The organism is Actinoallomurus oryzae (genome assembly GCF_039541955.1).
GTDB classification, from domain to species: Bacteria; Actinomycetota; Actinomycetes; order Streptosporangiales; family Streptosporangiaceae; genus Actinoallomurus; species Actinoallomurus oryzae.
Genome location: NZ_BAABHF010000022.1, coordinates 159,043 through 179,368, shown reverse-complemented (window position 1 = coordinate 179,368; position 20,326 = coordinate 159,043). Strand labels below are relative to the sequence as shown.

The following is a 20,326-nucleotide window of genomic DNA, read 5'->3' as shown; positions in this document are numbered from 1 at the left end:
CGGCATGTGAAATGACAATGACGATCGAGAGAATTCGGCTGCGCGGGCTCGACGGCTAATAGCCCCATTGGTAGCTTCAACTTGATCATCTGCCGCGAATGTCGAGGTCATCGGCTCATTGAGCGTCTCGATATTCGCCTGCGGTGAGCGTTGTCCTTTCGACAATAAACGTGTCTGTTCGGAAACAAATATGGGGGCGATGCCCGCGTGCCGATCGACGGTGGAGGCGAGCCGAGCGAGGGTGCGGCCGGAACGATGCCTCCCGTACCGGACTCCATTCGGGAGGCCGCCCGGCGGGCGCCCGACCACTGGCTGGGCGTGGTCGACCCGGCGTGGACCGGAGAGGGCGCCCCGCCGTCATGGGCGGTCGTCGGGCAGTGGCGGTCGAGCGTGGAGGGCGAGATCGTCGAGTGGCGTGACAACGAGGAGTACCGGCCGTCGCCGTCGGCGCTCGGCTGGCCGGAGCCGGCCGATGAGGTCGACGCGGCGGTGCAACGGGCCGCCACGGGCTACGGCCCCGGCGAGGCCGTGACCGAGGCGCTGGCGGCCCTGCCGGAAGCGGCGGTCTTCGTCACGCCGCAGGGCGACCCGCTGCCGGCCACCGCGCCGGACGGCACGACCCCCGTGGTCCCCGTCTTCACCTCCCCCGGCTATCTGCGGGCCGCGGGCCGGCTGGCGTACGCGCGGATGAGCGTGCGCGACCTGGCCGACCGGATCCCCGCCGGCCATGTCATCCACCTCAACCCCTCGGCCCCGGTGAGCATGACGGTGGACACCACGATGCTTCGCGAGGCGCTGGAGAGCGTGCCGGAGCGTGTCGCCGACGATGTGGACGACGTCGCGCGGCCCCGGCCGTCCACCGTCCGCGGCGAGATTCGGGCAACCGGGAACGGTTGAGTGACACCTCTGGTGCGGATGAGAAAAGATCCGGGCAGAATCGGGCAAGGCCGGTGACATCCGGGCGAAAACGGAGTAGATCGGTCTTGAACCCGAACACTGCCGGGTTCGTATGCCTTAACTGAGGGCTGCCTTTCGCCGAAGCCGCCTACGTACGGGGCGAGGGGCCGACCTCGGACCGCCGCGCTGCGGTCACGTGGAGGAGGTGCACCAGTGATCGGCCACCTTCCCCGCGGCGACCGAAGCCGTCACCGGAGGTGATCGTGACCCGCTGGAGAAGGGCGTCCACCCGCCGGGACCGAGGCCGGCAGAACCCGGCCGTCTCGTCCAGGAAGGGCCGTGCCGGCCGCGCGAAGGGCCGGCCCGCGGTCGTGGTCGACGAGTACGACAACCTCATCATGTTGCGCTCCTCCGCGGACACGTCGCCGCGGCCGGAGGGCATGGCCGAGCTCGCCCGCTTCCTCAGCGGCGGTGACGACGCACAGAAGGTGTTCACCGTCGTGGTCGGCGCGGACGGCGAGCTGTGGACCCGGCTCGGCGCCGTCCTGGACTCCCTGCGCGACCGCGGCGTGGAGACCGTGCGCCTCGCGCTGTCGGGCGCGGGCGCGTCGCGCTCCGGACGACCCGCCATCGCGCAGCGGATCGCCGACGCCTGGGGGATCAAGGTGATCGCCCCGGACGCGGGCGTGCTCATCGTCCCCGGAGGCTCGCTGTTCGCGCTCGGCGGCGGCGCGCCCGACCGCGGCTGGCGGTGGTTCATGCCCGGCGCGGAGCCGACGCCGCTCGGCCCGCGCAGCCCCGCACCGCCCTGGCAGCCCGAACTCGCGCGGCTGCCCGGCCGCACCGCCGGCGGCTACATCGTCGAGCAGGTCCCGGCGGGGATCCTGGTGCGGTCGGCGAAGGCGCCCGCCACCCGCGCCGGCGACCTGTGCTACGCGGTGCCGGTCGACGGTGAGCACCCCACCGTCCTCGTCGACGCCTCCGAGTCCCGCGGTGAGCCGGACGTCACCGCCGACGACATCGCGGCGCTGCTGGCCGCGCTGCCGGACTCGACCCGGACGACGGTCCGGCTGGCCCCCTGCGGACCGCGCGACCTGCTGAGCGTCGCCCAGGACACCGCCGAGATACTGGGCGCCGAGGTCGAGGTGCTGACCGGGCTCCCGCTGGTCATCGGCACCGACGCCGAACCCGACGTACGACCCGTCCTGATCGGCGCGGACGCCGAACCGACCTGGGCGCCGTTCGTCGAGGCGGTCGCGTGCCGGCCGTACGACGCGGACGGCCGGGTGGTCGAGCCCCGGCTGGTGCGCTGGCGTTCCCCGATGTCCGGCGTCCGCCGTACGGAGCCGGCGCCCGTGCCGCTCTCGGACCGCTGGCAGGTCTGCGTGACGAGGGCCGGCCTGTCGGTCGGGCCGCGCGGCGAGCAGCCCGCCGTCGCCGAGCGGCCGGTCTCGCCCGAACAACTGGCCGTCGAGCTGAACCTGCGTGGAGCGCCGGCCGACGACGCGCTCTTCGCCGATCTGTCCCGCCTGCTGTCGGAGATCGGGACCGGGGTGCGCGACTTCGTCACCCTGCACCGCGTCCTGCCGTCCCGGCAGCCTGAGGGCGAGGACTTCCGCCTGCTCCGGCTGGCGATCGACCACGGCGTGTCGCTGGCGGAGCCCCGGTCGCCCGAGGCGTCGCCGGAGCCCGCGATGGCGGCGGTACGCACCGTCGCCGTCCCCCGGCGTCCGCGAGAACCCGTCGTCGCACCGGCCCCGCGCCCGTCGGAGGCGAGGACCGGATTCCCGGCGTCCGCCCGCGCCGTCGCGTCCACGTCCGCGACCGCCGGCCCGCCCGCGCGAGCCGCGAACGGCGGCCCGCCCCCGTCCGACGCCCCGGCGACGAACGCCGGCCCGGCGTTCCCCGCGTCCGGCGGTCCGTCCGCGTACGGGCCCGGCGGCTCGGCGGTTCCCGCGTCCGGAGGTCCGTCCGCGTACGAGCCCGACGCCCGGGTGGCGGACGGCGGTCCGGCGTTCCCCGCGATCGGTGATCCGCCCGCGTACGGGCCCGACGGTCCGGCGACGGACGGCGATCCGGCCGACGGCCCGTCCGCGTACGAGCCCGACGGCCCGGTGGCGGACGACGGTCCGGCGGCGCCGCTGGACGGCGGACCCGCGGCGCCCGCGTCCGGCGATCCGGGCCCGTCGGCCGCTGACGAGCCCGCGCCCCGGCGTGACTCCGCGGACCCGGCGCCCGGGGCCGCCGAGGGGCCCGGCCGTGCTCCGGCCGCGCCACCGCGGTCCGGCGGCGCGCAACCGCTCCGCACGGGCTCGGGCGGGACTCCGCCGGCCCCGGTCACGCCGAGCAGGGACGCCTCCGGCACGGCCGCCGGGGAAGCGTTCCGTCCCCCGTCCTCGAAGCCCGTCAGCCCCGCGATTCCCGCGGAACCCACGGAGCCCCCGGCGTCCGCCGCGCCGCCGGTCGCCACGGAGTCCGCGGCCGCTCCCCCGGAACCGTCCCCGCCCGCGAAGACGTCAGCGGGGACACCGGCGAGAACGTCCGCGCCGGCTCCCGCGGCCCGGGGGACGCGTCCCCGGCCGCCGGTGAAGCAGGTCCGCCGCAGCACCGAGGCGGAGCGGGCCGAGTTCCGCGCGCTCGCCCAGCCGGTGTGGGAGCGGCACAGCGCCTCGGTGAACCGGGCGATGACGCAGATGCCCGCGCTGCGCGGCGCCCAGATGGACGCCGCGCGGACCGACCTGGTCGCGGTGCACATCTACCTCTCGGGCGGGCAGGGCGAACTCGGCCGGGGCGACGGGGACGGCATGCCCGCCGGCTACACCGCCTGCCTGGGCTCCGGCCTGTGCCGCCTGCCCTCCTACCGGGGCGTCGTCGTACGCGGCGGGCTGCCCGAAGGGGGCCTGGAACGCTTCATGCCGGGAACCGTGGTGCGCGAGCCCGGCCCGGTCAGCGCGCTACCGCTCAGGGCCGCCGCCGGTCTGTCCGCCGCGGCGGGAGGTTACGTCATCTGGTCCTCCACCGGCCGCCGGGTGCGCCCGCTGCTGGGTTCCGCGTCCGGCGCGGCCTCCGACGAGGTGGTGTTCCCGCCCGGTGCGGCCTTCCGTGTGCTCGACGTACGGTCCGCCGGCCCGGCGCCGATGGTGCTGCTGGCCGAGGTGGTGGGCGGCGGTCCCGTGGACGAGCGGCCCGGCGGACTGGACGACGCCGACCGGGCGGCGCTCGAACGGCTCGACGAGGCTCTGCGTCGCCAGGCGCCCCCGGCCGGCGGCGCGTCCCCGGCCACCTGGCCGGCGCGCTGCGCCGAACCTCTGGGGGAGGCCTGATGCCTCATCGATGCCCGAAGAACCGCAGGCGACCGTCCGCGACCGATCGCGGCGAAGGAGCATGATCTTGTCTGCAGAGTCAGGTCCCGGCGAACGCGCGGAGTCGCTCGGCGTCCGTCGGCCGGTCGAACTGCCGGAGACCGACATGGACGCCGCCGACGGGCTGATCCCGGCCGAGCCGGAGTCGCAGCCGGACTCTGAGCCGGGGTCTGAGCCGAGCGAGTCCGCCGCAGCCGCCACGGCCGCCGTGGACGACGCCAAGGCGCCGGCGGACTCCGCCGCCCCGGACAAGAAGGACGACCGCGCCGCCGTGGCGGAGGACATCGCCGCGGCCACGCAGCCGGGCGCCCTCGACGGCGACGAGATGCCGCCGGATCGCCCGAACAAGCCCTTGCTGGCCGGGGTGGCGATCGGCGGTGCGGTCGTGCTGGCCGTCCCGATCCTGCTGATCGGCACCGGTTCGGACCACGCGAAGAAGCACCCGACCGCCGCCGCGGCCGAGACGGTGCTGCCCGGCGCCGGGCAGCCGCCGACGGGCGCGTTCGTGTCGAGCACCCCGACGCCGTCGCCCTCCGCGAAGAAGGAGGACAAGGCGAAGGCCAAGAAGAAGGCGACGCCCTCCGCCACGCCCTCGCCCACCGCCCACGCGCGGAGAAAGACCGTCTCGCCCCAGATGCCGTCGTCGAGTGCGCCGTCGTCCCGGGTGATCCACGCACCGCGGAACCTCTACCCGGGTGACACGGTACGCACCAACCGCATCGCGCTGACCATGCAGGCGGGCGGCAACCTCGTGCTGCGCGACAAGAGCAAAAAGATCATCTGGTCCACCAGAACCCACAAGCCCGGGGTCTACGCCACGTTCCAGCGCGACGGCAACCTGGTCCTCTACGACGCCGGCAGGAAGGCGGTCTGGGCCGCGGGTTCGTTCGGCCACGACAACTCGACGCTGGTCCTGCAGTCCGACTACAACATGGTGATCGTCGACCACGACGGTCATCCCGTCTGGGCGACCGGCACCAACCGGTGATCCGGCACCGCGCGGCGCCCGCGCCGTACACCCGTCGCATCCGCGACTGATCTCGAGAACGAAGGAAGAAGACCGTGGCTTCTAAGTCAGGATCTGGCGAACGCGCGGAGTCGCTCGGCGTCCGCCGGCCGGTCGAACTGCCAGAGACGGACATCGACGCCGCCGGGGACCTGGCGCCGGCCGACTCCGAGCCGGAGAGCGGCGAGGCCGCCGGCAACGGCGAGGAGACCGCGGATGCCAAGGCGGCCTCGGACGCCGGGGAGACCGCCCAGGCGAAAGAGCCGCAGGCCGAGACCGCCGCGCAGGCCAAGGGCGGACAGAGCCTGGCCACGGCTACCGACGTCGCCGTGGCGACACCCGGGGCCGACGGCGACGCCGACGGGGACGGCATGCCGCCGGACCGGCCGAAGAAGCCGGTCCTGGCGGCGGTGGCGATCGGCGGTGCGGTCGTGCTGGCGGTGCCGATCCTGCTGATCGGCACCGGTTCGCACCACGGCGAGAAGCACCCGACCACCGCCGCGGCCGACAACGTCCTGCCCGGTGACGCGCAGCCGCCGGCGGGAGCCTTCACCTCCCAGTCGCCCACGCCGACCCCGACGCCCACGCCCTCGGCCTCGGCGAAGAAGAAGACCAAGGCCGACAAGAAAAACGCCGACGAGACGAAAACCGTCGCGAGCGCGAAGACGAAGGTGTGGCCGGGCGTCTCCAACGTGCTGCTGAAGAACGCCGCGAGCGGCCTGTGCGCCGACATCCCGGGCTACGGGAAGGGATCGGCCGACGGCAAGGTCGCCCAGTACTACTGCACCCTCGGCGACTCCGACAACCAGGTCTGGTCACTCGGCGTGATGAGCGGCATGAAGGGGCCCGGCGGCACCGCCCTCTTCCTGATCCGCAACACCAAGGACGACCTCTGCATGGACCTGCCCTACTACAAGGGCGTGTCGGCGGGCACCAAGGTGACCGAGTACTACTGCCGGCCCAAGGGCGACAACCAGCTGTGGTACCGGAGCCACACGCACGGCAAGCGGTACCGCATCCGCAACTACGCGAGCCACGGGCTGTGCCTCGGGCCGACGGGCCGCTCCCACGCGCGGGACAAGCAGCTCGAGGTCCACAAGTGCGGAAGCGGCGACGAATGGTCGTGGCCCAGCGGCACGTGACCCGTACGACGCCGCGGGGGTCGGCTCACCCGGGGCGGGGTCAGCTCACCCGGGGCTCGGAACCCGGCGGCCAGTCGCCGGGCATGTCGGCGGGGTCGCACGGATGGCCGGTGTCCTGAGACCGGGCGAGCCGGCGGCGTGCCGCCTCCGCCGCGCGCCGGGCCTCGGCCTGTACGGCCGGGTCGTCCGCCAGGGCCGCCGCGTGGTCGTACCAGACGGCCGCCTCGCCGTGCTGTTCGTCCGCCCCGCAGCGTTCGCCGGCGCGGAGCGCCGCCGCCACCAGGTCGTCGCGGGAGACGAGCGGGCCGGCGGCCATCAGGTGCCGCGAGATCTGCGCGGGGTGGCGGTGCGGTAGCTCACCCAGCGCACGCGCGACCGCGGCGTGCAGCATCTGGCGGCGGGCGGGAGTGAGGTCGTGCAACATCAGCTCGCGGGCGAGATCGGGCATCAGATAGCGGCCGAGCCGGCCGGCGGTGCCCTCCTCCCAGTTCAGCATCCGGGCGATGACGGCCGCGTCGATGAGCGAGAGCAGTTCCTCGCGCGTGATGGCCCGGACCTGCACGAGGAGCTCAGGGTCGAGCTCTCCTCCGGTCACCGCGAGCGCCTCCAGCATCTTCAGCACGCGTTCGTCGAGCTGGTCCAGCCGGGCGCGCAGGACCCGGATGACGGACGCGGGGAGCCGCGCGCCGGGCCCAGTGCGCTGGTCGCCGGGCAGTTCGAGGATCTCGGTGATGAGGAACGGGTTGCCCTCGCCGCGCCGGTGCAGCGCCACCGCCTCGGACTGCTGCGGCTCGCTGCCCATCAGCTCGTCGAACGGCGTGGAGCGGAGCCTCATCAGCTCGTGGACGTCCTCCACGGTGAGCGGGCCCAGGGGGAGCAGGGTGGCGCGGCTCTGCCGGACGAGCAGTGCCAGCAGCTCGCGCAGGCCCACGTCGTCGGTGTCCTGCGTCGTGCAGACCACGACCAGCGGCACGTCGCGCAGCAGCGTGGCGTACATGCCGAGCAGGCGGCGGAACCGGCGACCGGCGCGGTGCAGGTCCTCGATCAGGCAGATGGTGGGCTGGCGGGCGAGCCGCTCGGCCAGGTCGCGGGCGATCGCCTCCGGCTCACCCTCCACCCGGATCTGCGGGAACAGCGCCGACAGCAGCTGCCCGAGCGGATTGAACCGATCGTTCGCGGCCTCCTCTTCGTCCGAGTCGATGTCGCTGCCGCAGCGGACCCACACGACGCGGAACGCCAGGTCCGCGGCCCGGGAGGCGAACTCCTCGGCGAGCCGGGTCTTCCCGATGCCGGACTCTCCGGACAGCAGCACCCAGCGGGTCTCGCCCGCGGCCGCGTCGTTCAGGAGCTCGTCGTAACGGGCCAGCTCGTCGGCGCGGCCGACGAGCGGGCGAGCGATGACCGACGGCCGCGCGGGCCGCGCCGGCCGCACCGGGGGCGTCGTCCGCGCGCCGGGCGGCACGTGTGCGGGGGCCGTACGGACGGGCGCCGGTGCGGGCAGGTCCTGGCGGAGTACGGCGACGTGGACACCGCTCAGCTCGGGTCCCGGCACGGTGCCGAGCTCGTCGGCGAGCAGCGCGCGGATCGTCTCGTAGCGCCGCAGCGCCTCGGCGGGCCGCCCGGCCAGGTAGAGAGCGCGCATCAGCAGCGCCCACGCGGCCTCGCGCAGCGGAGACCGCGTGGTGAGCTCCTCGGCGATGAGGGCCGCCTTGTCGTACTCGCGCTGCTGGAGGAGCACGGTGGCGTTCAGCTCGCCGGCACCCATCCGGATCTCCTCCAGCCGGGAGATCTCACGGGCGGCGAAGGCGTGGTTGGCGGCGTCGGCCAGGGCGGCGCCCCGCCACAGGCCCAGGCCGCTCTCGACCTCACGCCGGGCGTCTTCGAGCCGCTCCTGGGCCAGCAGCTCGCGGGCACGGGTGACCGATTCTTCGAAGCGCGTCGAGTCGCGGGCCTCGGGCGGCGCGTTGAGCGTGTAGCCGGCCGGTCCGCTGACCAGCACGGTGCCCTGCCCGCGCCGCGTACGGTCCGGCTCCAGCACGGCGCGCAGGCGGCTGATGTGGGAGTGGATGGAGGAGACGGCACCCGCGGGCGGACGTCCCTCCCACAGGTCGTCACACAGGCGGTCGGCCGACACCGGATGGCCGTCCTCGACCAGGAGGCGGGTGAGCAGCACGCGTCGCTTGGGCGGGCCCAGGTCGAGCCGGACCTCGCCGGACCATGCCTCAAGCGGGCCCAGCAGCCCGAACCTGACACGGTCGCTCAATGGCTCGCCTTCCACAGTATGGGCGCCATGACGTCGTCGGTCTCGTCTGCGCCGAAGGGGAAAGAGAGGGTCGGCCGCTGCCGATCGGCACCCGACAACATCGTGCCCCGGCTGACTGTTCACCTGACAGGTCGGAAACTGTTCACTCTACGGCGTTTCCGGCGGACTGGTACTTCGCGTGCTGGGGCGGCGTACGGCCGACTGTTCACTCAAATGCTCACATAGGACGCAATGTTGCCTTAGCGTTACGGAGATGATCAAGGGAGGGAGGACGGCGAGAGGAACGGGCCCGCCTCGACCGATGACGACATGAACCCTCGAACCCGACCGTTCACCAGTCTCGGTGAACGGCTGCGGGCGGCACGACACCAGTCCTTCGTCGGCCGTTCCGCGGAACTGGCGCTGTTCCGTACGGCACTACGCCATGCCGCCGACTCCTTCGCCGTGCAGTTCGTGACCGGTCCCGGTGGCGTCGGCAAGTCGGCCCTGCTGCGGCGGTTCGCCGACGAGGCCGCCGCGGCCGGATGGATCGTGGTCGAGATCGGTGAGCACCGGCCGCCGCCGTCCCCGGAGGCGTTCGAGGCCGACGCGATCAAGATGTTCACCGACGAGCCCGCGGTGTTGTTCGTGGACGACTTCGAGACGTACCGACCGCTCGAAGGCTGGCTGCGGGACCGGTTCCTGCCCCGCCTGCCCGCCCGCTCGTTCGTGGTCCTCGCGGGCCGGCGACCGCCCGGGGCCCTGTGGCTGTCGGATCCGGGCTGGGAGGACGTCCTGCAAGTGATCACCCTGGGCGACCTCCCCCGGGACGACGCGGTCGCCCTGCTGACCGCGCGCGGGGTGCCGGCCGTCCGGCACCCGGCGGTGCTCTCCTTCGCCGGCGGCCATCCGCTGGCGCTGTCCCTGGCCGCGTCGGCCGTCGGCGGAATGACCGACGGCGAGGAGGCCCCGTGGACGCCGCCCCACGACGTGATCGGCGCGTTGCTGACCCGCCTGGTCGGCCAGGTGCCCTCACCGCTGCACCGGCAGGCGCTGGAGGTCAGCGCCCACGTCCGGACGACCACCGAGGGTCTCCTGCGCGCCGTGCTGCCGGAGGCCGACGCGGGAGCCCTGTTCGACTGGCTGCGGCGGCTGTCGTTCATGACCTCCGTGCCGTCCGGCCTCCATCCGCACGACGTCGTCCGCGAGGCGCTCGACGCCGACCTGGCCTGGCGCGATCCGGAGCGGTACCAGGACATGCACCGCCGGCTCATCCGTCACTACGTCGGTGAGGCGCGGGCCTGTGCGGACTCGCCGAGCTTCGCCCAGCTGGAGGCGCTGATGTACCTCCTGTGGCACGGCTCCGGCCTGTTCGGCGACCAGGACGAGTACGACTTCCACGAAGACGCCGTCCGGGCGGGCGACCGCAGAGCGCTCCTGGACATCGCCGTCGCGAACACCGACGACGAAACGGCCGCCATCGTGGACTTCTGGCTCGAACGGCGGCCCGAGGCGTTCTCCGTCTACCGGAGTTCCGACTCGGGGGAGCCCGCCGGGTTCGTGCTGACGCTCCGGCTCACCGAGCCCGACGCCGAGGAGGACGCCGTGGACCCGGTCGTGGCAGAGGCGTGGTCGTACGTCCGCCGGGTGAGCCCGCTGCGCGAAGGCGAGCACCTGGTCCTCGCGCGGTTCATGCTGGCGCGCGAGGAGTTCCCCTCACCGGTCTCGGACCTCATCGCCGCACGGCTCGTGACGATGGCGATCCAGGCCGAGGGCGTGGCCTGGACCTGCATGGTCGTCTCCGACCCGGAGCGCTGGGAGCGGTTCGCCATCTTCGGCGAGCAGGACCCGCTGATGGTGCGGGTGGGTGACCGTCTCTTCGCCCTGTTCTGCCGGAACTGGCAGGAGACCCGGCTCGACACGTGGCTCGAACAGCTCATGCCGCGCCGCACGCCCGCGGCCTGGCGGGCGCCCCGTCGCCGCGCCGCACGCACGTACGCGGTGCTGTCGCGGGCGGAGTTCGACGCGGCGGTCCGCGGCGCGCTGCGCTCGTGGAACCGGCCGGCGGCCCTCGCCGACAACCCGCTGGTCCCGGCGCGTGTCGTCGCGGAGGCGGGCGGCGAGCCGGTCGACGCGCTGCGGAGCGTGCTGCACGAGACGGTCGAGAGACTCGCCGACGACCCGCGCGACGCGAAGCTGTACCGGGCGGTCACGATGACGTTCCTGCAGAACGCCCCGACCCAGCAGGCGGCGGCGGAGCGGCTGGGCCTGCCGTTCAGCACCTACCGCCGGCACCTGACCCGCGGCCTCGAACGCGTCTGCGACCTGCTGTGGCAGCGCGAGCTCCTGGGCGCGCGAGGCACGGAAGCCTCATGAACCCTCGGGGTGCCCCGCTCAGGCCATGACGGCCTCGGGGCCCGCGCGGAGGCGGGCCCCGAGGCGTTCGCAGGGCGGTCAGCGGGACGGGTCGCGGTTGAACAGCTTCTTGGACCAGAGGTAGCCGGCCAGCGCGATGCCGACGCACCAGGCGGTCGCGATGATCCCGCTGTCGCCGATCGATGAGCCCAACAGCAGGCCCCGCAGGGTGTCGATGATCGGGGTGAAGGGCTGGTACTCGGCGAACCAGCGCAGCCCGGCCGGCATCGAGTCGGTGGGGACGAACCCGCTGCCGAGGAACGGCAGGAGCATCAGCGGCATCGGCGCGTTGCTGGCGGACTCCGGGGTCTTGCTGATCAGGCCGAGCGCGACCGACAGCCAGGTCAGCGCCAGGACGAGCAGCGTGAGCAGGCCCGCCGCCGCGAGCCACTCCACGGGGCCGGCGGTGGGGCGGAAACCGATCGCCAGCGCGACGGCGACGACGATCGCCATGCTGACCAGGTTCTGGATCACGCTGCCGACGACATGCCCCGTCAGCACCGAGGCGCGGGAGATCGCCATGGTGCGGAACCGGGCGACGATCCCCTCGGTCATGTCCATGGCCACCGAGACCGCGGTCGCCGTGGCGGCGCCGGCGATGGTCATGAGGATGACGCCGGGCGTCACGTAGTTGACGTACTCGTGCCGGCCGCCCGCCGCGCCGCCGAGCCCGTTGCCCAGCGTGCCGCCGAAGACGTAGACGAATATCAGCAGGAAGACCACCGGCATCCCGGCGATCATCAGGGTCATGGACGGGTAGCGGAGCATGTGGCGGAGGCTGCGGCGCAGCATCGTCGCCGAGTCGCGGGCGGAGAGGGTCAGGGCGCTCATCGAACGGGCTCCTTCTCGGGCTGGCCGGTGAGGGTGAGGAAGACGTCGTCGAGATCGGGGGTGTGGACCGACATCTCCTCCACCTCGATCGACTGGTCGTCGAGCCGGGCGAACAGGGTCCGGATCGACCGGACGCTGCCGTCGCTCGGCACGCGCAGGGCGAGTGCCTCCTCGTCGGGGGACACCTCGCCGAGCACCTGCGCGGCCGACCGCAGCGCGTCGACGTCGGCGAACCGCAGGCGGATGTGGCCGCCGGGGATGCGGCGCTTGAGCTCGTCGGCCGTGCCCTCGGCGATCAGCCGCCCGTGGTCGAGCAGGGCGATCCGGTCGGCGAGCTCGTCGGCCTCATCCAGGTACTGCGTGGTGAGGAAGATGGTGACGCCGCCCGCGACGAGGTCGGAGATGATCTGCCACATGGTGCGACGGCTGCGCGGGTCCAGGCCGGTCGTCGGCTCGTCGAGGTAGATGATGCGCGGGCCGCCGACCAGGGTCATCGCCAGGTCCAGCCGGCGCCGCATGCCCCCGGAGTAGGTCGCGGCGGTCTTGCGCGCGGCGTCGGTCAGGTCGAACCGTTCGAGCAGTTCGGCGGTGCGGCGGCGGCCCTCGGCCCGCCTCAGGTGGTGCAGGTCCGCCATCAGGAGGAGGTTCTCCTCGCCGGTGAGGAACTTGTCGACGGCGGAGTACTGGCCGGTGACGCCGATCGCCGCGCGTACGGCGTCGGGCTCGCGGGCCAGGTCGTGGCCGGCGACGCGCACCTGGCCGCCGTCGGCGCCGATGAGCGTGGACAGGATCTGCACCATGGTCGTCTTGCCGGCGCCGTTGGGGCCGAGCAGCGAGAAGATCGTTCCCTCGGCGACCTCCAGGTCGACGCCGTCGAGCACGACCTTGTCGCCGTACGACTTGCGCAGCCCGGTCGCTGTGATCGCTGAGGCGGTGGTCATGATCCCTCTTTCCGGTCGTGGTGAGTCAGAGCCCGGCGGGTGACGTCTCTACTGACGTCAATGCGGTCGGCGGCGGCGTCACGGTGAAGACGGGATCGCCCCCGTACGGCCGAGCCTCGACCGGGCTGGACGCCGGATCGAAGGCGAAGGTCGGGGACGTAGGCGGTGGGGTCCATGACGCCATGATGACATCACTATGACGTCATGGCAAGTGGGACGATGTCGATGTGGCGTCACGGCCATCGAGGGCCGGTCGATGCCGGCGTTTCGGTGCGCAGCCTGCAGCGACCCGCCGCAGGGACTTCCCTGGTCGGGTGGGGCGTAGATCCTGGGATGCGGTCGGAGACGGCGCGGTTGACGCCGGGTGACGTCGCGCGGTTTCAGACGACGGTGTTCTCCAGCGGTTCGCCGCGACGAGCGCGTCGTGGTCGACCAGCGGCCCGGCTGTCACCCAGAAGACGGATCTTCGGCCACCGAATCGTCCACCAGATCGTCCACCACTACCGCCGTCTCGACGCCGGCCGGTGCCGGCTGGCTGGGATGAGGTTGGTCTCCGAGGGCCTTCTGCTCATTCCACAGCCGAACCTTCATCTCTTCCCGGACGCCACGGTACGCCGGGTCGGAATAGACATTGCGCAATTCCTCAGGGTCGGCCTGAAGGTCGTACAGTTCCCACTCGCCGTGGTAGGTGAAGGGGCCGGTGCCGGGAATCCCCATGCCGTCGTTGTAGAAATAAATGATCTTGTAATTGTCGGTTCGGTACCCGTAGTGTGCGGGCGCCTTGTGGAACGCGTCGTCGTGTTCCCAGTAGCGGTAGTACATGCCCTCCGCCGGCGGCGATGTCGGTTCCCCGGTCAGGTCGCCGAAGAAGCTCCGCCCCTGCATGCGGGGATGGTGCGCCGTTCCGGTCGCGTCGAGGATGGTCTGAGCGAAGTCGACGTTCGTGACGATGCCGGTGTGTACCCGGCCGGGCCGGATCCTTCGGGGATAGCTGAGCACCAGCGGCATCCGCAGGGACTCCTCGTACATGAAGCGTTTGTCGAACCAGCCGTGGTCGCCGAGGAAGAACCCCTGGTCGGAGCAGTACATGATCAGCGTGTCGTCGAACACGTCGCGGGCGCGCAGCCAGTCGACGACCCGTCCGACGTTGTCGTCGACGGACGCCACGCAGGCGAGATAGTCCTCCATGAAGCGCTGGTATTTCCACAGGGCGAGCCGCTCCTGGTCGAGCCCTTCGGGCGGGTCCTCCTTGAGATCCTCGGCGTTCAGGTGCTCGGCGATCCGCATCGCCGCGCGCCGCGCCGACGACGATCGGCTCGCGTGGTCGTCGTCGAACGTCGCCGGTACGGCGATCGGTTGGGCGTACATGCCGGCGTGCTTCTCGTCCGGCTCCCAGGGCCGGTGCGGTGCCTTGTGGTAGATCAGCAGGCACCACGGATCGTCGCCGTCAAGGCCCTCCAGCCAGCCGAGCGCCAGGTCGGTGATGACATCGGTGGCGTAGCCCGGCACCTGGCGCCGGCCGTTCTCCGACAGGAGGATCGGATCGAAGTACTCGCCTTGTCCGATCAGCACGTCCCAGTAGTCGAAGTTCTGCGGGTCGTGACCGTCACCCTCGCCCAGGTGCCACTTCCCGACAATGGCCGTACGGTAGCCGGACTCCCGGAGCAGGCTGACGAACGTCGGCTGGGCGGCGTCGATCGGGGTGTCGAGCGTCGAGACGCCGTTCACGTGGCTGTAGGTCCCGGTGAGGATGCTGGCGCGGCTCGGTGAGCAGAGGGCGTTCGTGGCGAAGCAGTTGTCCACGCGCGCGCCGTACGCGGCGATCTCGTCGATCCGCGGCGTCCGGTTGACGACCGACCCGTAGGCGCCGACCGCGTGCGAGGCGTGGTCGTCCGTCAGGATCATGACGATGTTCGGGCGGCGTCCCGCGGCCCCGTCCGTGGACGTGCCGCCGCTCATGCCGGCCCGCCCCGGTAGGTCGCCTCGTCCATCCCGCTCATGGTGGGGTCGTAGGCGACATCGCCGACGTCGTACATCGACGTCATCCAGTGGAAGAAGTTGTCTCCCCGGTCGCGGAGCACGGCGTAGAGCCGGTTCATCATCCGGGTCCGGACCGCCGCCTGCTCCGGATGGTCGTAGACGTTGAGCAACTCGTCGGGGTCGGTGCGCAGGTCGTACAGCTCGTTCGTAGAGTCGGGGTTCACCACCAGCTTGTACCGCTCGGTCCGCAGCATCCGCTGGGGATAGGGGAAGTGGTGACCATGGAACTCGCAGACGATGTCGTCGTCCCACTCCACCGGGTCGTCGGAGGTGAGCGGGACGAGGCTGCGGGAGTCCACCGCGGGTGTGGGATCGATCCCCGCGAGCTCGAGGATGGTCGCTGTGCAGTCCAGGAGACTGACGAACTCCTGCCGGACGACGCCGCCGGGCCTGCCTGGGATGTGCACTATGCCGGCGGTCCGGTAGATGTCCTCGTACATGGCCGGTCCCTTGTCGTGTAGCCGGTGGGCCCCGGTGAACTCGCCATGGTCGGAGGTGAAGAAGACGGCCGTCTCGCCGGTCAGACCGAGGCGCTCCAGCGCGTTCAGGACGCGCCCGATCTGCGCGTCGATGAGTGCGACGTAGCCCCGATAGACCGCGATGAGCTTGCGCGTGACCTCGATCGGGATGGTGTCGAACGTCCAGTGCGCGCTGTAGTTGCGCTGCACCGGCGGCTTACCGTGGAACGTCTCCGCGATCGACTTGGGCAGTTCGATCAGCTCGGGATCGAACATGTCGAAGTACTCGTCCGGCACGATGTAGGGCAGGTGCGGCCCGAAGAAGTTCAGCTGGAGGAAGAACGGCGTGCCGCCGTGGCGGAGGTCCTCGGCGTAACGTTCGAGCAGCTCGATCGTCCGGGTGGCGAGGTAGTACTCGAACGTCGCCTCCACCGGCCCGCAGAACCGGGCGGCGAGCAGGTTGCCCGGGCCGCCGTTGGGAAGGGTGCCGCGGATGCGGTCGTCGATCCGCCACGGCGCCAGCCCGTTCCGCTCCAGGTGGTCGCGGTAGTCCTCGTGGTCGACGGGATTGTGCCAGCCGGGCAGGTGGGGGCCGTCGAAGCCGAAGTCCGCGGCCGTGCGCTCGTGCCCGATGTGCCACTTGCCGATCAGACCGCAGTTGTAGCCCTTGGCGCGGAGCGCGTGCGAGAAGCCGAACTGCGCGTCCGGGAGGTCCTCGATATAGCCGACGTTGCGCTCGTGGTTCGCCAGCAGCTTGTGGCGGAAGGGCGCCTGCCCGGTGAGCAGGCTCGCTCGCGCCGGTGTACAGATGGCGGTCGGGGTGTACCAGCGGTCGAACCGCGTGCCACGCGCGGCCAGGGCGTCCAGCGCCGGTGTCGCGGTGTCCGGGTTCCCGTACGCGCCGATGGTGTCCACCCGGTGCTGGTCGGTCATCAGGAACAGGATGTTCGTCGGCTCGGTCACTTGGCGGCACCCGGGAGGTCGGTCGGGGTAGGTCGGTTGGGAGAACCCGTGAACAGGTCGCCGGTGTAGTAGCTCTTCGGGGACACCGGGGAGGGCAGCTTGCCGGCCTGGGCGAAGTAGTCGTTCATGCCGGCCAGCCACTTGTCGATCGTGCCGTCCCGGGTGTCCTTGTCGAGTTCGGCGACCGGGAGGGTCTTGGAGTTTGCGGCGTCGGCCTTGACCTGGTCGGGCGGGGCACTGATCATCTTCGCGGTGTAATCGATCGTCTGGTCCGGGTGCTCGCTGCGGAACTGCATCGCCTCGCGCAGGACGGCGATCACCTTCTCGACCTTGCCCCGCTCCTTCGCGACGACGTCGTTGCCGGCGACGAAGACGGTCGGGAAGGACACCTTGGCGGAGAAGTCGGCGTTCTTGGCCAGCTCCACGAGCCCGGGCACCCGCTTCTTGATGGTCGCGATCGCCGGGTACCAGAAGCCGGCGGCATCGATCTTATTCGAGGCGAACGCGGACACGATCGTGGACGGGTCCATCGGCACGATCTTGACGTCCTTCTTGGTCATGCCGGCGGACTGCAGGGCGAGGGTGAGGATCATGTCGCCGGACGTGCCCTCCGGCACCCCCACCGTCTTGCCGCGCAGGGCGGCGAGGGAGGTGATGCCGGGCTGCGCGATCACCCGGTCGGCGTTGCCGAGGGTATTGATCGCGATGACCTTCGCCTTGCCGGACGCGGGCAGCCACATGGCGCCGGGGCCGATGTACCCGAAGTCGAGGTCGCCCGTGCCGAGCGCCTGGATCTGCAGCGGGCCGTTGGTGAACACCTTGGTCTTGGCGTCGAGCCCGTGTTTCTTCCACAGACCCTTCTCCTTGGCGACGGCGAGAAGGCTCGTTCCGTTGAAGTCGCCGATGTAGCCGAAGTTCACCCGCGTGGCCGCGGAGCCACCGCCACCGGACGAGCAGCCGGCCGCGGCCAGCGCCATGGCGGCGGCCGCGGCGACGAAGATCCTTCGTGTCATTGTCATCAGATGGCTTCCCTCTCGGTCGACGCCGGTGTCGCGGCCGGGCGATCGGACTCCTGGTGGTAGACCGAGTGCCAGACGCGCCGGCGTATCTCCCCGAACTGGGGGCTGAGCCGCATGTCCTCGGTGCGTGGGTAGGGCAGGTCGACCTCGATCACGTCGACGACGCGGCCCGGCCGCGCCGCCATGACGATCACCCGGGTGGCCAGGAACACCGCCTCGTCGACGTCATGCGTGATGAACATGACCGTGCGGCGGTCCTGGCTCCACGTCTCCAGTAGCTGTTCCTGCAGGTTGACGCGGGTGAGGGCATCGAGCGCCCCGAAGGGCTCGTCCATGAGGAGGATCGAGGGGTTCATCGTGTAGGCCCGCGCGATGGCGCAGCGCTGCTTCATGCCGCCGGAGAGCGTCTTCGGCAGGGCGTCCGCGAAGCGTTCGAGTCCGACCAGGCGGATGAAGTGCTCCGCCCGTTCCCGGCGCTCCGCCTTGGGCACCCGCGCGGTCTTCATGCCGAACTCGACGTTCTGGCGTACGGTCAGCCACGGGAACAGGGCGTACTGCTGGAAGATCACGCCGCGTTCGGGGCCCGGGCCGCGCACCTCCTCACCGTCGACGAGCACCATTCCGCCCGAGGGTTCCTCAAGGCCGGCGAGGGTGTTCATCATCGTGCTCTTTCCACACCCCGACGGGCCGACGACGGTCACGAACTCGTTGTCGGCGATGTCGAGGGTGACGTCCTTGAGGGCGACGAAGTCCTCGCCTCCGACCTGGAAGGTCTTGGAGACGTCGCGCAAGGCGATCTTCGGTTCCGGTGCCGGCGTGTTCAACGGCGCTCCTGCCAACTCGTGAGCCTGTTGCCGGCCAGCTGCAGCAGCCGGTCCATGATCAGGCCCAGGATCCCGATTGAGATGATGCCGACGAAGATCGTCGGGAGGTCGTAATAGAGCTGGGCGTTCTGCATCCGGTAGCCGAGGCCCTTCTGCGCGGCGAGTAGTTCGGCGGCGACGAGGGTGGCCCAGGACGAGCCGAGGCCGACGCGCATGCCGACGAGGATGAACGGCATCGACGCCGGCACGATGACGCGGATGAAGATGCCGCCGTCCTTCGCGCCGAGCACCTGCGCGGCGTTGATGAGCGTGCGGTCGACGCTCACGACGCCCTGATAGGTGGAGATGACGCAGGCGAGGAAGGCCGCCAGGAAGATCACGAAGATCTTGGGGGCCTCGCCGATGCCCATCAGGACGAGCACGAGGGGCAGGATGGCGAGCGGCGGGATGGTACGGAAGAACTGGATCCACGGCTCGAACAGGCCCCGCGCGACGGTGTACCAGCCCATGAGGAAGCCGGCGACGATCGCGGCGGCAGAGCCGAGGAGGAAACCGGCCAGCACCCGTTCGAGGCTCGCCATGACGTCGCCCTCCAGGGTGCCGTCCTGGAGCAGAGTCCAGCCCCGCGAGACGACCGCGACCGGTGTCGGAACGTCGAAACCCGTGAGCGCGAGAATCCACCAGGCGCCGACCCCGAGCACGACCGAGGTCAGATTGAGAAGCGACAAGGTCCGGCTTCTGCGTGGTCGTCCGGTGGCGCGCGCCCGTCCGGTGTCGGCGTTCCCGGCGCCGGTGTGTACGTTCTCGGGGCTTACGACCGTCATCGCAAGCCCTCCTCCGGTCTCGTTCCTGCCACGGTCCTCATGGGATGCTCCTTCGTACGTTCGATCGGCCCGGACGGGGCGACCGGGTCCTCGGGATAGCCGGCGAGCAGCGGGGATTCGTGGAACAACACCGCGATGGCCCCGAGGGCGCCGCCCTCGTCCGCGAGAAGCGCCGGACGGATCACCGGTGCCGCCTCCGCCCGGTAGGACAGCTCATACGTGATGGTCGAGACGACCTGCTGAAACAACATCGGTGCGATGTGGACGATCTCGCCGCTGAGCACGATCTCGCTCGGGTTGAGCATCATGGCGGCGGCGCCGAGGGCACGGCCGACGGCCGCCCCGGCCTCCCGCAGCACCTTGTCGACGGTCGGCTCCGCGATGCGGACCGCCGCGCGCAGGTCGTCCAGCGTCTCGACGCGAACGCCGAGCGAACGGCAGCGGGCGAGGATGGCCGGCACCGAGGCGATGGTCTCGACGCATCCGCGCTTGCCGCAGCGGCACGGCTCGCCGTCCGGGCCCGCCACGGTGATGTGGCCGAACTCTCCGGCGGAGCCGTCCGCCCCGCGTACGAGCTGGCCGTTCACGACCACCCCGCCGCCCACACCGTCGGACAGCCGCACGTAGATGAGGTTCTGCACGGAGTCGGCCGGGGAGCGGAGCGCCTCGGCGAGCCCGGCGAAGCGCACGTTGTTGTCCACGGTCACGGGGGCGCCGAAATGCTCGGCGAAGGTTTCGGCGACCCCGTCCGCCGGGGACCTGTCCCCCCACCCGGGCACACCGACCGCGATCGCCTGGAGCGCCCGGTAGTGCACGCCCTTGTCGACGCTGAGCCTCTTGATGAGGGCGAAGGCGGCCGGAATGCGCTCCGGCCATCCCGCCGACTCCGGATAGCGGGACGTGCCCAACGCGATGACGTCATGGGAGGCGTCCGCCACCGCGACGTTGACGCGCCGGTGCCCGAAGTCCACCGCCATGAACTGCCCGGAGCTGGGATCCAGCGCGAGGCGTTCGGCGGGCCGCCCACTGCCGACCCGCCCGACCGCGTCCGTCCCGACGATCGTGATCGCACCGCGGGCGATCAGATCGCTGGTGATCTCGGAGACCGTGGTGCGTGACAGCCCCACACGAGCGGCGATCTCACCTCGGCTCAGCGCGCCGCGCTGGCGCAGGACCCTGAGGACCCGCTCCTCGTGCGAACGCCGTACGAGAGCGTGCACTCCGCCGGGCGGTGACATGGGCGAAACCGTAAATATGACGTTTTTTTGCGTCAAGGCTCCGACAAAAAGAATCGCCGATTACGACGTGGTGTCGCCAGAATTCATCGGCGCAGCCCAGACCGCCGCACCCGCCCGGCCGTGT

Annotated in this window: 14 protein-coding genes; 5 read left to right on the top strand and 9 right to left on the bottom strand. The window is 71.4% G+C overall.

The window, feature by feature from the left end; genetic code table 11:
• The first annotated feature begins 207 nt into the window (after window positions 1–207).
• The 4 genes from ABEA10_RS19610 to ABEA10_RS19595 all read left to right on the top strand — a co-directional run bounded on the left by ABEA10_RS19610 (window position 208) and on the right by ABEA10_RS19595 (window position 6,407).
• Entirely contained in the window at window positions 208–897 is a 690-nt protein-coding gene (locus tag ABEA10_RS19610; protein WP_345465695.1) for a type VII secretion system-associated protein, read from the top strand.
• Between the two features lie 263 nt (window positions 898–1,160).
• The gene (locus tag ABEA10_RS19605) at window positions 1,161–4,220 is read left to right on the top strand and encodes a hypothetical protein (RefSeq protein ID WP_345465693.1); all 3,060 of its coding nucleotides are present in this window, start codon (window positions 1,161–1,163) and stop codon (window positions 4,218–4,220) included.
• A 67-nt stretch (window positions 4,221–4,287) separates the two neighbouring features.
• Window positions 4,288–5,247 (top strand): hypothetical protein, encoded by a 960-nt coding sequence (locus ABEA10_RS19600; protein WP_345465690.1) that lies wholly within the window; start codon window positions 4,288–4,290, stop codon window positions 5,245–5,247.
• Between the two features lie 74 nt (window positions 5,248–5,321).
• Complete coding sequence (locus tag ABEA10_RS19595; RefSeq protein ID WP_345465688.1) at window positions 5,322–6,407, top strand: RICIN domain-containing protein; 1,086 nt, start codon at window positions 5,322–5,324, stop codon at window positions 6,405–6,407.
• Between the two features lie 40 nt (window positions 6,408–6,447).
• On the opposite strand, the gene ABEA10_RS19590 is transcribed toward ABEA10_RS19595, so the two are convergent.
• The gene (locus ABEA10_RS19590) at window positions 6,448–8,670 is read right to left on the bottom strand and encodes an ATP-binding protein (protein ID WP_345465685.1); all 2,223 of its coding nucleotides are present in this window, start codon (window positions 8,668–8,670) and stop codon (window positions 6,448–6,450) included.
• A 309-nt stretch (window positions 8,671–8,979) separates the two neighbouring features.
• Here ABEA10_RS19590 and ABEA10_RS19585 point away from each other — a divergent pair, with 309 nt between their 5' ends.
• Window positions 8,980–11,025, top strand: a complete 2,046-nt coding sequence (locus tag ABEA10_RS19585; RefSeq protein ID WP_345465682.1) for an ATP-binding protein — start codon at window positions 8,980–8,982, stop codon at window positions 11,023–11,025.
• Between the two features lie 78 nt (window positions 11,026–11,103).
• Here ABEA10_RS19585 and ABEA10_RS19580 read toward each other — a convergent pair whose 3' ends face one another.
• The 8 genes from ABEA10_RS19580 to ABEA10_RS19545 all read right to left on the bottom strand — a co-directional run bounded on the left by ABEA10_RS19580 (window position 11,104) and on the right by ABEA10_RS19545 (window position 20,202).
• The gene (locus tag ABEA10_RS19580) at window positions 11,104–11,895 is read right to left on the bottom strand and encodes an ABC transporter permease (protein WP_345465680.1); all 792 of its coding nucleotides are present in this window, start codon (window positions 11,893–11,895) and stop codon (window positions 11,104–11,106) included.
• The gene (locus tag ABEA10_RS19575; RefSeq protein ID WP_345465678.1) at window positions 11,892–12,836 is read right to left on the bottom strand and encodes an ATP-binding cassette domain-containing protein; all 945 of its coding nucleotides are present in this window, start codon (window positions 12,834–12,836) and stop codon (window positions 11,892–11,894) included. Before ABEA10_RS19575 ends, ABEA10_RS19580 begins: the two co-directional genes overlap by 4 nt.
• 447 nt (window positions 12,837–13,283) lie before the next feature.
• A complete protein-coding gene (locus ABEA10_RS19570; protein WP_345465676.1) occupies window positions 13,284–14,795 on the bottom strand; it encodes a sulfatase family protein in 1,512 nt (503 codons plus the stop codon).
• The gene (locus tag ABEA10_RS19565) at window positions 14,792–16,297 is read right to left on the bottom strand and encodes a sulfatase family protein (RefSeq protein ID WP_345465674.1); all 1,506 of its coding nucleotides are present in this window, start codon (window positions 16,295–16,297) and stop codon (window positions 14,792–14,794) included. Before ABEA10_RS19565 ends, ABEA10_RS19570 begins: the two co-directional genes overlap by 4 nt.
• The gene (locus tag ABEA10_RS19560) at window positions 16,294–17,316 is read right to left on the bottom strand and encodes an aliphatic sulfonate ABC transporter substrate-binding protein (RefSeq protein ID WP_345465671.1); all 1,023 of its coding nucleotides are present in this window, start codon (window positions 17,314–17,316) and stop codon (window positions 16,294–16,296) included. Before ABEA10_RS19560 ends, ABEA10_RS19565 begins: the two co-directional genes overlap by 4 nt.
• Entirely contained in the window at window positions 17,316–18,140 is an 825-nt protein-coding gene (locus ABEA10_RS19555; RefSeq protein WP_345465668.1) for an ABC transporter ATP-binding protein, read from the bottom strand. The genes ABEA10_RS19560 and ABEA10_RS19555 overlap by 1 nt, the downstream gene beginning before the upstream one ends.
• Window positions 18,137–18,964: an ABC transporter permease gene (locus ABEA10_RS19550; RefSeq protein ID WP_345465666.1), complete on the bottom strand. Its 828-nt coding sequence runs from the start codon at window positions 18,962–18,964 to the stop codon at window positions 18,137–18,139. The genes ABEA10_RS19555 and ABEA10_RS19550 overlap by 4 nt, the downstream gene beginning before the upstream one ends.
• Window positions 18,961–20,202 (bottom strand): ROK family transcriptional regulator, encoded by a 1,242-nt coding sequence (locus ABEA10_RS19545; RefSeq protein ID WP_345465664.1) that lies wholly within the window; start codon window positions 20,200–20,202, stop codon window positions 18,961–18,963. Before ABEA10_RS19545 ends, ABEA10_RS19550 begins: the two co-directional genes overlap by 4 nt.
• Between the last annotated feature and the right edge of the window lie 124 nt (window positions 20,203–20,326).

Excerpts from the sequence above, each read along its gene's own strand:
- ABEA10_RS19550 (WP_345465666.1), bottom strand. The coding sequence starts at position 18,964 with ATGACGGTCGTAAGCCCCGAGAACGTACACACCGGCGCCGGGAACGCC.
- ABEA10_RS19560 (WP_345465671.1), bottom strand. The coding sequence starts at position 17,316 with ATGACAATGACACGAAGGATCTTCGTCGCCGCGGCCGCCGCCATGGCG.
- ABEA10_RS19580 (WP_345465680.1), bottom strand. The coding sequence starts at position 11,895 with ATGAGCGCCCTGACCCTCTCCGCCCGCGACTCGGCGACGATGCTGCGC.
- ABEA10_RS19545 (WP_345465664.1), bottom strand. The coding sequence starts at position 20,202 with ATGTCACCGCCCGGCGGAGTGCACGCTCTCGTACGGCGTTCGCACGAG.
- ABEA10_RS19575 (WP_345465678.1), bottom strand. The coding sequence starts at position 12,836 with ATGACCACCGCCTCAGCGATCACAGCGACCGGGCTGCGCAAGTCGTAC.
- ABEA10_RS19585 (WP_345465682.1), top strand. The coding sequence starts at position 8,980 with ATGAACCCTCGAACCCGACCGTTCACCAGTCTCGGTGAACGGCTGCGG.
- ABEA10_RS19570 (WP_345465676.1), bottom strand. The coding sequence starts at position 14,795 with ATGAGCGGCGGCACGTCCACGGACGGGGCCGCGGGACGCCGCCCGAAC.